This window comes from Sheuella amnicola, from assembly GCF_010499255.1.
GTDB classification, from domain to species: domain Bacteria; phylum Pseudomonadota; class Gammaproteobacteria; order Burkholderiales; family Burkholderiaceae_B; genus Zwartia; species Zwartia amnicola.
Window position 1 is genome coordinate 176508 of the sequence record NZ_JAAGRN010000007.1, and the last position, 10051, is coordinate 186558.

A 10051-nucleotide genomic window follows, 5' to 3' on the forward strand; every position below is an offset into this window, starting at 1 on the left:
TCGATCCGCATTTTAGCCCTGCTTTTGGCTTTTAGATCGCATGCTCCAGATTTACGATTCCCTTTCGCGCACCAAACGTCCTTTTGTCCCGGTTCGGGAGGGTAAGGTCGGCCTTTACGTCTGTGGGATGACGGTCTATGACTGGTGTCATCTCGGGCATGCGCGCATGCTCGTCAGCTTTGATCTGGTTCAGCGCTGGTTGCGTGTGAGCGGCTATCAGGTGACCTATGTTCGCAATATTACCGATATTGATGACAAGATTATTAAGCGTGCCGTGGAATCGAATCGCCGGATTGGCGAAGTCACCGAGTTTTTTATCGATGCCATGCATGCCGATGAGCGTGCTCTGGGCGTGCAGGCCCCGGATCACCAGCCCCGGGCAACCGAGTACGTTGGCGATATGCTCGATATCATCGCCCAGCTCGAAAAAAATGGCCTGGCGTACCACGCCGATGATGGTGACGTGAATTTTGCCGTGCGCGAGTTTGCGGGCTATGGCAAATTGTCAGGCAAATCACTGGACGACTTGCGTGCAGGTGAACGCGTGGCCGTATCGAGCAGCAAGCGTGATCCGATGGACTTTGTACTCTGGAAGTCCGCCAAAGAGCATGAGCCGGCCGATACGCGCTGGAATTCTCCATATGGGTGGGGACGTCCCGGCTGGCATATCGAGTGTTCAGCCATGAGCAAGGCCCTGCTGGGCCTGCCTCTGGATATTCATGGTGGCGGACCGGATCTGAAGTTTCCGCATCACGAAAACGAAATCGCACAAACCGAAGGCGCTTACGGCGGGGTGTTGGCCAACAATTGGATGCATTGCGGACCGTTAATGGTTGATGCGGACAAAATGTCCAAATCCCTGGGTAATTTCCGTACGATTCGCCAGACGATAGGCCTGCCGGCTCAACCTGACAGTTCGGCAACGTATCAGGTCAACCCGCGTGAAGCTGAAATGCTGCGCTTCTTTATCGCGCGTAATCATTATCGTAGCCCTCAAAATTATGCGCCCGACAATCTGGTCGATGCGCAATTGTCGCTCGATCGTTTTTATCAGACGCTTCAAAACGTGGTGCCTGCAGAAGGTGTTCAAGTCGATTGGTCTTCGCCCCAGGCTCAGGCGTTTCGCGAAGCCATGGATGATGATTTCAATACCGCCGGCGCAATCGCCGCGATGTTCGAGCTCGCAACGATAGCCAATCGCAATCGTGATTCGCAAGCGTGCGGACAAATGAAAGCTTTGGGTGCCATTCTCGGACTGTTGCAGCAGGATCCGGTCGTATATTTTCAAAGCCCGACCCGTTATACGCGTCGCGCGATTGAAAACGCCGAGCAGGGTCAAGCAGCTGATGTCGGCACCGCGATGACTGAGCAACAAATCGAAGCTTTGATTCAGGAGCGCTTGGCGGCCAAACAGGCAAAGAATTTTGCCCAGGCCGACAGCATTCGCGCAACGCTTAAGGCTGCCGGTATCGAAATCGATGACAAACCGGGTGGTTTGACCCAATGGCGTCGTGCCTGAGATCAGTGTAAAAGAGCACGATGGACATCACCACCAAGCCTGAGTATTGGGATAGTGCGATCGCGCATTTGATACGCCGCGATCGTATTCTCAAAAAACTGATTCCGAAACATCCGGATATCTGGTTAACGACACGCGGCAACCCCTTCATCACGTTGGCGCGCTCAATTGTCGGACAGCAGATTTCGGTCAAGGCCGCAGAATCCGTTTGGCAGCGATTGCTGCTTGTCTGCGGTAAAAAGCCCACTCCCGCTTCAGTTCAGAAAGTAGGCATCGAGAAGTTGCGCGAAGCCGGACTCTCGATGCGCAAAGCCGAGTATGTGCTTGATTTGTCGGCTCATTTCACAGACAAGCTGGTTCATCCGGCCAAATGGGCCAAGATGGAAGACGAAGAGGTCATTGCCGAATTGACTGCGATCAGAGGGATTGGTCGCTGGACGGCAGAGATGTTTTTGATTTTTAATCTGCAGCGTCCCGATGTGTTGCCACTGGATGATGTAGGACTATTGAATGCAATATCGTTACACTACTTCAGTGGCGAGCCCGTGTCCCGTTTCGAGGCACGAGAAGTTTCACAGGCGTGGCAGCCTTGGCGTACAGTAGCAACCTGGTATCTGTGGCGCAGTCTGGACCCGGTGCCGGTCGAATACTAATACGGAAGCAATATCGTTATGCGCAACACCTTTCTCGAATTTGAACAACCGCTGGGCGATCTTGAAGGCAAGATCGAACAATTGCGCTACATGCAGGCTGATTCCGCCGTCGACATCTCCGATGAAATCAGTCGCTTGCAGCAAAAAAGCCAGAGTCTGGCCAAAGAAATCTATTCCAAACTGACCCCCTGGCAGACGGCCCTGGTCGCGCGTCATCCGCAGCGACCCTACACGCTTGATTATGTTCGCGAGATTTTCACCGACTTTCACGAGCTGCACGGTGATCGCATGTATGCGGATGATCTGTCGATCGTTGGGGGCATGGCACGATTCAATGGCACGCCTTGCATGGTGATCGGGCATCAGAAAGGTCGCGACACCAAAGAGCGTGCCGCACGAAACTTTGGCATGCCACGACCCGAAGGCTATCGCAAAGCGTTGCGCTTGATGCGTCTGGCTGAAAAATTCAATCTGCCCGTTTTCACTTTCGTGGACACGCCCGGTGCATACCCCGGTATCGGCGCCGAAGAACGCGGACAGTCCGAGGCCATCGGCCACAACTTGTATGCGATGGCCGAGCTTAAAGTGCCGATCATCTCGACCATCATCGGCGAAGGTGGCTCCGGTGGTGCCTTGGCGATTGCAGTGGGCAACGTGGTGTTGATGTTGCAGTATTCGACTTATGCGGTGATTTCTCCCGAAGGTTGTGCATCGATTTTGTGGCGCAGTGCAGAGAAAGCTTCGGAAGCTGCTGCCGCCCTGGCTATCACCGCTCCGCGCCTAAAGGACTTAGGCCTGATCGATCGGGTGGTCAATGAGCCGATCGGTGGCGCGCATCGGGACCCCCGCGTGATGGCCCGCTTGTTGCGTCGATCGCTCAGCGATGCCTTGCGCCAGTTGTCAGGAATGACGCCGCAACAATTGATTGATCATCGTCTCGAGCGCTTGCTTTCGTATGGACGATTCCAGGAAGTCCGTGCCTGATCTGTCCGGGTCCGGTGAATCCGGATCCGCTTCCGGGGCGTTGGCCGTTGAATTGTTCGACCGGCAACAATTTGCCGAATTGACCCGGACGCTTTCTCATTCGTTAGCGAATTTACCTTCGCAAGAACCAGTTGCTGTCGCACTAAGCGGCGGAGCAGACTCTTCGGCGCTGGCCTTGATTGCAGCCGATTTATGCAAATCACAAGCCAGACCTCTTTATCTGTTTCATATTCATCACGGCCTATTTGCAGAAGCCGATGAATGGTTGCGTCGCGTCGAAGTTCTGGCTTCACACCTTGACGCGCCTCTCGTAGTTAAGCACGTCGAAGTGCAAACCGATTCCGGAAAAGGCATCGAAGCAGCCGCCCGTCAGGCACGCTATGAGGCGCTCTCGTCAATGTCCGCCGAATGCAAGCTCAATGTCGTGTTGTTGGCGCATCATCGTCAGGATCAAGCCGAGACCGTTTTATTGCGACTGTTGCGCGGAGCCGGTGTTCAGGGCTTGGCTGCCATGCGCACAGAGAGTCAACGGGAAGGGCTGCGTTTGTTCAGGCCATGGCTGGATGTCGATCGCGCTGAAATGCTGGCGCTTGTTTCCGACTTTGGTCGGCGAGCAGGCTGGTTGCCCGTTGCCGACCCGAGCAATGCGGATCCCCGCTATGCGCGAGGAGCCTTGAGACGGGATGTGCTGCCGGCGATTCAAGCCCATTGGCCAGCCTGGCAACAGACCCTGGCCCGGCATGCACGTCAGGCGCAGGATGCGATCGAGGTCCTTGACGAGGTGGCTGCGTCTGATCTGGAAGGTTTGGATCCCGATGCGAATGACGGCAGTTTTAGCTTGAAGTTGTGGCGCCTGCTGAGCCCAGCACGTCAGGCGTTGGTCTTGCGGTACTGGATACAAAAGCAAGGTATCGCCATGCCGGGTGACCGCAAATTAAATGAACTACTGCGTCAACTGCGTCAGTTGCATCAGATGGGGTCGGATCGTGACCTTCTTTGGCGGCACGATCCTTATTCCGTTCGTTGCAGGCAGGCAAGGGTGTTTTTAGAGCCGAATTCGCCCTGAGATTGTCCCGTAACGGCTTGTCAGCAAGACTGATCGCGGGTTCGCGCTAAAATAATGCGGTTTGTCCGAATTTGACCGTTTAATTTCAACTCTATGTCTATCATTGTTCATAAGTACGGCGGTACGTCGATGGGCTCAGTCGAGCGCATTAAAAACGTCGCGCGTCGAGTCGCCAAATGGCATGCTGCCGGCCATCAAGTCGTGGTCGTGCCCTCTGCGATGTCGGGTGAGACCAATCGTTTGCTGGGCCTGGCCCGCGAGATTTCAAGCATGCCCGATGGCCGCGAGCTTGACATGATTGCCGCAACCGGTGAGCAGGCCTCCAGCGGTTTGCTGGCGTTAGCTTTGCAGGCTGAAGGCTTGCAGGCGCGCAGTTACGCCGGCTGGCAGGTGCCTGTCCATACCGATTCGTCCTATACCAAAGCTCGCATTACCGCGATTGATGACAAGCGCATTCGAGCGGATCTGGATGCAGGTCGAGTTGTCGTAGTGACGGGTTTTCAAGGTGTGGACGAAACCGGCAACATTACGACACTAGGTCGTGGTGGTTCCGATACCTCGGCCGTGGCTGTGGCTGCGGCGCTTAAGGCCGATGAATGCCTGATTTACACCGACGTCGATGGCGTCTACACCACCGACCCGCGTGTCGAACCTGATGCGCGTCGCTTGAGTGTGATTTCATTCGAAGAAATGCTTGAGATGGCATCGCTCGGATCCAAGGTTCTGCAGATCCGTTCGGTCGAATTCGCCGGTAAATACCGCGTGCCAACCCGTGTTCTGTCATCCCTGACCGACCCCAACATGCCGCTGGACGAGGAAATGAAGTCCGGCACCCTGATTACTTTTGAGGAAGACGAAAAAATGGAAGCAGCAGTGGTCTCGGGCATCGCCTTTAGCCGCGACGAAGCCAAAATCACCCTGTTGGGCGTACCTGATAAGCCCGGCATCGCTTATGCGATTCTGGGTAAAGTCGCCGACGCCAATATCGATGTGGACATGATTGTTCAAAACCAGTCCGTGTCGGGCACAACCGATTTTTCGTTCACAGTGCCTCGCACCGAGTTCGCTCGCGCCAAGGTGTTGCTTGATACAACCATTGTCCCGGCCGTGGGTGCGCGCGAAGTCAATTACGACGAGAAGGTTGCCAAGGTTTCGATCGTTGGTATCGGTATGCGTTCGCACGCCGGCGTTGCCAGCTTGATGTTCCGCACGCTTGCTGAAGAGAGCATCAACATTCAGATGATCAGCACCAGCGAAATCAAGACCTCGGTCCTGATCGACGACAAGTACATGGAACTGGCTGTTCGCGCCTTGCATAAAGCCTTCGGTCTGGAAAAAGCGCCTGCGACCAAGGTTTAAGTGTCTCGTGCTAGAATATCGGCTTGGTTTGGAGGCGTGCCCGAGAGGCTGAAGGGGCTCCCCTGCTAAGGGAGTATGTGAGCTAAAACTTGCATCCAGGGTTCGAATCCCTGCGCCTCCGCCAGATAACTAGTAAATATGCGCCTTTCGAGGCGCTTTTTTATTCTGCATACCCAAAAGCATATCCAAGAATATTGGCTTGATACTCTGATAATCCGATCGGTTTGTTCGTTCACTCGTTAACTCGTGTTGCTTGGCGTCAGATACACGAGAAAATAATTCGAATGCGATCGAATAACTTAGGCCCCCACCCCTGTCGATTTCGGCTTAGCGTTACCCCACCGTACCCCCACCCCCCAATTTTGGTTTGATGGTACCTAAATCACTTACGCACTGTATTTTGCTCGAACAATGGGTATAAATTCGAGGAGTGTATTGTCCGTATCGGTCGAGCAAATGGGTAGGCGGTTAGCTTTCTGGAGAGCCAGGTCTACGGCAGTCAGGATTTTCGGAATGGCGTTGCTAAATTTTTAAAGAAATAATTTAAAGATTAGTCTTTTAGTGTTTCACGTACAAAATTCTTGAAAATTTCAATTCCTGTCGTTTCGGTGCGGGCTTTTAGCGTGATAATTCCGAAAGTGGCACCAAAATCCAATGATGGCGTAACGGACAGTTCTTTTAGCGACCCATTGGACAACGCATCACGTGCGGCAGCGGCTACGCCAAAGTACACTGCGTCGCATTCCTTTACGGTTTGCAATAAGTTATCAATTTCTTCGCAGCGTAGTTTGACTGCTCCCGCTATATCGATTTCGGCACCATATCGATTTACAAATCGTCGGATCACTTCATCTGTAAGCTTGGTTGTTGCCAGCGGATACTTCAAAATTGTGGACAAGTTGAAGTCCTTTTGACGTTTTTTAAACAGGGGATGTGAGGCGCGTGCGATGAGTGCACCTCGCATTTGGTTTAATGCCTCGATCTTTAGATCCGTTGACGGTACGACGCTACGTAGATCGACAACAAGCGCATCGAGTGACCGCTCTCGCAAACGCTGGATTTGTTGTTCAACGGGTCCGCGGGTAATGGTCAATGTCATATCGGGATGATGCTGATTAACATAGCGCATCAGTCGTGTAGACAGAATACTTGCAGGCCCTGATCCAAGACCCACTGAAAGTGGGCCCATTAAGCCTGTTTGCATATGTTGCACGATCCGGCGAATTTCCTCCGCCTCAAGTATCAGGTGCCGTGCACGTTCGGCAACGATATGTCCTAAGTTGGTCAATTCATTTCGACGGCCGTTACGGTCAATTAACCTTGCTTCTAAGTCTTGCTCTAATTGTTGGATGCTTCGGCTTAAGGCCGGTTGAGTCAAGTGGACTTGATTCGCTGCCTGGCTGAATGAACCAGTATCAGCCAGCGCTAAGAGGTGTTCTAGTTGTTTCAGGTTCATTTTTGCAAAAATAAATATATAAATTAAATGCATAGATTATTAATAAATTATGCATTAGACAAATGTATTTTGGATTTTTATGATGTGAGTGGCATTTCCTCCACTTCATTCAATCTTTAAAAGCCTTGAAAATAATGAAGATATTTATCAAAAGAATCATCGCGTTATTAGCTGGCGTCCTATTGATCAGTGTCGCTTGGGCTTCCGAGTCTTATCCAGTCAAAACGGTCAGTTTGGTCATTCCTTACCCCCCAGGTGGTTTGTCTGACATTCTGGCCCGCATCGTTAACCAACCGCTCAGTAAACAATTGGGTAGAACCGTCATTGTCGAAAACGTAGCCGGCGCAAGCGGTTCGATTGGTGCTCAAAAGGTTTTGAATGCACCTGCGAATGGACAATATGTATTCCAAGGTTCACCTAATGAATTGATCCTGGCACCAATGGCGATTGCGTCTATCCGTTTTAAGCCTGAGGATTTCCGTTTAGTGCAAATGCTGGGCACAGCGCACCTAGCCATTTATGGCAGGCCTGATTTACCAGCAAAAACTGTTGATGAACTTATCGACTATGCCAAAGCACAGGCAGCGGCAGGCAAACCACTTACTTACGCAAGTGTGGGTACTGGATCAATGTATCACTTGCTTGGTGAGCAATTTTCACAAACAATTGGAGCACCCTTGGTGCATGTGCCCTACAAAGGAGGTGCTCAGGCAAACCAGGATTTGATGGGCAGTCAGGTTGATATCTTTATTACCGTTTATGCAAAATATTATGAAGACTTGGCCAATAGCGGCAAAATACGACTAATCGCCTTACTTAACGAAAAGCGTGAAGAGGGTGTGAAACATTTACCTACTGTAGGTGAGAGCACAAAGATCAAGAGATTTACTTACAATCTTTCGACCGGATATTTTGTAAAAAAAGATACACCAGACTTTATTCTGCAATCATTGCATGATGCACTTCAGGTCGCTTTAACTGAATCTGCCGTGCGAGAAGGTTTAAAAGCTAATAATTTGCAAGCCGCTAAACCACTCAGTCTGGAAGAGTCCGCAGAACTTTACGCGCAAGATATCTCAAGATATCAATCGATTATTAAATCGATCAATCTTCAGCCCCAATAATCCAATGAAGGGAAAATATGAATGCCTCCGCTGGGTCGTTCACTCAGGATCTGTTGAAAACATTTCAGAATCAGTCTGAGGAATTTGTCGCTGTTCGACGCGATATCCATCGACATCCCGAAATGGGATTTCAGGAGCATCGAACCAGCGAATTGGTGGCAAATTTACTTGAAACATGGGGCTATACGGTCACCCGCGGAATAGGTGGCACGGGAGTCGTCGGTCAGCTCAAGCGCGGGACAGGTCATCAAGCAGTTGGTCTCCGCGCGGATATGGATGCGCTACCTATCCAGGAAAATACCGGATTACCCTATGCCAGTTGCCACGCTGGCGTTATGCATGCTTGCGGCCATGACGGTCATACAGCAATGCTCTTGGCGGCTGCCAAACATATTGCTGATCAAGTGGAGTTTTCTGGCACGCTAAATTTGATCTTCCAGCCGGCCGAAGAAGGTTTGGGCGGCGCGAAAAAAATGATGGAAGATGGATTATTCAAGCAATTCCCTTGTGATGCGGTATTTGGTATGCATAACATGCCGGGCTATCGGCAAGGTCAACTAGTTTTTCGCGATGGGCCTTTTATGGCTTCGTCGGATCTGGTAACCATCACGATTGAGGGCACGGGTGGGCATGGTGCAGTTCCGCAAAAGGCGGCTGATCCAATTGTGGCAGGCTCAGCGATTGTGATGGGGTTGCAGAGCATCGTTTCGCGCAATGTTGATCCGCAGGAAATGGCTGTCATTACCGTCGGTGCATTCCATGCCGGTATGGCAAATAACGTGATTCCACAATCGGCAACCTTAAGTTTAAGTGTGAGGGCATTGAATAGTCGTGTGCGAGATCTACTTGAAAATCGAATCAAGGTATTGGCAGAGTCCCAGGCAATCAGCTACGGAGTCAAGGCACAGGTTGAATATCGGCGCAATTATCCGGTTCTGGTCAATCATCTAAGAGAAACGGACTTCGCTCGCGAAGTGGCGAAAGAGTTGGTGGGTGAAAAGAGTGTGGTACTTCAGGGTCGAGCGCTGACCGGCAGTGAAGATTTTGCTTTCTTCCTGGAAGAAGTCCCAGGTTGCTATTTACTGGTTGGAAATGGCGATGGAGAAGGGGACGGACACGGCGCGTGCATGGTCCACAACCCCGGCTATGATTTTCATGATGGAAATATCCCAATTGGCGCCGCTTTCTGGGCACTACTGGTTAGGCGATATCTCAGCTAATTTGGAAGCCTAATCAAATGCCAAAACTTGTTTGTAAGTCAGTACTCAATGTGTGCTATTGCGAATACTGAAGATGGGACAAATAAAAACCAACCTAAGAGCTGAGCGTATTTTATTTGATGGCCTTGGGGCGTAATCGAAGTACTGACGCATGGATTTAATTGAAGTAGTTTCGATTTGATCTGACAATTATGCCTTGCCAAAGGGTGAGGTTACCCAGTTTGATATAGGTGCGAATCTTTATCAAACAGCGCGAAAGCGCAACGGAGTAACCTCATGAATAGTGTTAACCATAATGTAATCAAACACAAGGTAGGCTTGTTAAATCTCGCAGCTGAACTTGGCAATGTATCCCGTGCCTGCAAGGTGATGGGTTTTTCCAGAGACACCTTTTATCGATACCAGGCCGCTCTGGCTGATGGTGGAGTTGAAGCTCTACTGGATGCGAACCGTAAAAAACCAAATATACGCAATCGAATTGAGCAAAGTATTGAGATTGCGGTGAAGGCATTTGCACTCGAACAACCCGCATTTGGACAGGTCTGAATCGCTACCAATTTCCTAGACACTTGCTAGCTTCTGATTGAACTGCATTTCGTATTTTATTGGTGACAGACCGTTGTTATGACTGTGACGGCGTATTGGGTTATAAAACATCTCGATGTAATCA

9 protein-coding genes, 1 tRNA gene and 1 pseudogene are annotated in these 10051 nt (G+C 51.0%); 9 read left to right on the forward strand and 2 right to left on the reverse strand.

The window, feature by feature from the left end; genetic code table 11:
* The first annotated feature begins 40 nt into the window (after positions 1-40).
* From cysS to G3I67_RS11655, 6 genes are all read left to right on the forward strand, one after another.
* The gene (cysS, locus tag G3I67_RS11630) at positions 41-1519 is read left to right on the forward strand and encodes a cysteine--tRNA ligase (protein ID WP_163655509.1); all 1479 of its coding nucleotides are present in this window, start codon (positions 41-43) and stop codon (positions 1517-1519) included.
* A 20-nt stretch (positions 1520-1539) separates the two neighbouring features.
* Positions 1540-2172, forward strand: a complete 633-nt coding sequence (locus G3I67_RS11635) for a DNA-3-methyladenine glycosylase family protein (protein ID WP_163655511.1) — start codon at positions 1540-1542, stop codon at positions 2170-2172.
* A gap of 18 nt (positions 2173-2190) precedes the next feature.
* Positions 2191-3156 carry an acetyl-CoA carboxylase carboxyltransferase subunit alpha gene (locus tag G3I67_RS11640; RefSeq protein WP_163655513.1) on the forward strand — a complete coding sequence of 322 codons (966 nt, stop codon included), beginning with the start codon at positions 2191-2193 and terminating at the stop codon, positions 3154-3156.
* Positions 3149-4222 carry a tRNA lysidine(34) synthetase TilS gene (gene tilS, locus G3I67_RS11645; RefSeq protein ID WP_311197100.1) on the forward strand — a complete coding sequence of 358 codons (1074 nt, stop codon included), beginning with the start codon at positions 3149-3151 and terminating at the stop codon, positions 4220-4222. Before G3I67_RS11640 ends, tilS begins: the two co-directional genes overlap by 8 nt.
* Positions 4223-4315: 93 nt before the next feature.
* A complete protein-coding gene (locus tag G3I67_RS11650) occupies positions 4316-5581 on the forward strand; it encodes an aspartate kinase (protein WP_163655517.1) in 1266 nt (421 codons plus the stop codon).
* Between the two features lie 30 nt (positions 5582-5611).
* A tRNA-Ser gene (locus G3I67_RS11655) sits at positions 5612-5705 on the forward strand.
* A gap of 426 nt (positions 5706-6131) precedes the next feature.
* Here the strand turns inward: G3I67_RS11655 and G3I67_RS11660 are convergent.
* The gene (locus G3I67_RS11660; RefSeq protein WP_311197101.1) at positions 6132-7070 is read right to left on the reverse strand and encodes a LysR family transcriptional regulator; all 939 of its coding nucleotides are present in this window, start codon (positions 7068-7070) and stop codon (positions 6132-6134) included.
* Between the two features lie 101 nt (positions 7071-7171).
* Here G3I67_RS11660 and G3I67_RS11665 point away from each other — a divergent pair, with 101 nt between their 5' ends.
* The 3 genes and pseudogenes from G3I67_RS11665 to G3I67_RS11675 form a co-directional block, all read left to right on the forward strand.
* Positions 7172-8161: a Bug family tripartite tricarboxylate transporter substrate binding protein gene (locus G3I67_RS11665; RefSeq protein WP_163655521.1), complete on the forward strand. Its 990-nt coding sequence runs from the start codon at positions 7172-7174 to the stop codon at positions 8159-8161.
* Between the two features lie 17 nt (positions 8162-8178).
* Positions 8179-9381, forward strand: coding sequence for a M20 aminoacylase family protein (locus tag G3I67_RS11670; protein WP_163655523.1), 1203 nt, complete (start codon positions 8179-8181; stop codon positions 9379-9381).
* Positions 9382-9657: 276 nt separating this feature from the next.
* Positions 9658-9921 (forward strand): annotated as a pseudogene (locus G3I67_RS11675) (helix-turn-helix domain-containing protein); the annotation flags it as partial.
* Between the two features lie 21 nt (positions 9922-9942).
* Here G3I67_RS11675 and G3I67_RS11680 read toward each other — a convergent pair.
* The coding region (locus G3I67_RS11680; RefSeq protein WP_163655184.1) for an IS3 family transposase at positions 9943-10051 on the reverse strand (109 nt) is incomplete at its 5' end.